The organism is Photorhabdus bodei (assembly GCF_003287735.1).
In the GTDB taxonomy this organism is placed as follows: Bacteria; Pseudomonadota; Gammaproteobacteria; order Enterobacterales; family Enterobacteriaceae; genus Photorhabdus; species Photorhabdus kayaii.
On record NZ_NSCM01000151.1, the window covers coordinates 1 to 653 of the forward strand.

The 653-nt window shown below is 34.9% G+C and carries 1 protein-coding gene; it reads left to right on the top strand.

Annotation, left to right across the window (positions count from 1 at the left end; all coding sequences use genetic code 11):
* Window positions 1-226: 226 nt before the first annotated feature.
* On the top strand, window positions 227-544 hold the full coding sequence (locus CKY02_RS23205) for a contact-dependent growth inhibition system immunity protein (RefSeq protein ID WP_112897022.1): 318 nt from the start codon (window positions 227-229) through the stop codon (window positions 542-544).
* The last annotated feature ends 109 nt before the right edge of the window (window positions 545-653 follow it).

A 653-nucleotide genomic window follows, 5' to 3' on the forward strand; every position in this document is an offset into this window, starting at 1 on the left:
GAGGTATAGGTGCTATGATAGGCATCACTCAGTCCGTGTTGGGGTTTGGGATTTTTCGCAATTGATCAGATCGCAAAAATCGGACTGAGTTCCCTCCAAGTGATCTATTATTTTGAAAAGTTATTTACAGCTTTTCCCCTTGTTGTACAAGGCGTTTTGTAAAGTGATCTACTATTTTGAATAGCTTCTTTAGGAGATCGAAATAATATGAAAAGCCCCAATTAAAATGAACGGACAATATCCATTTTTAGACATCTTAGTAGGTGCTTATTTTTGTCAAGATTATGACTTATTGTATGGAAAAACTATGGATGAAGTCATAGACTGCTTTCTTAATGTTGCAACTCAGGAAATGATAAAAGAATTAATAGAAGAAATTGACTCTTTTATTAACACTTCAAAAGATATAGAGAAAGACTTTGGCGCTCTCTATTATAGTGACTTTGATCCAGAGTTTTGGGATACTGCCACAGCACTTGGCTTTTTAAACTATGTATACAAAAAAGCACAGGATTTTTTAAACGAATATACCCGTAATCATTGAAGATGCTTGATTTTTCCCAAAATAAGGATCATTGTACCAGTCATGAAAATATTCATTACCGATGAACAAAAAGCCGAACTCGAACACCTCCATCACACCTGTCGTGATA

What these genes read in the sequence shown, in the direction of transcription:
- CKY02_RS23205 (WP_112897022.1), top strand. Translation starts at nt 227, where the DNA reads ATGAACGGACAATATCCATTTTTAGACATCTTAGTAGGTGCTTATTTT.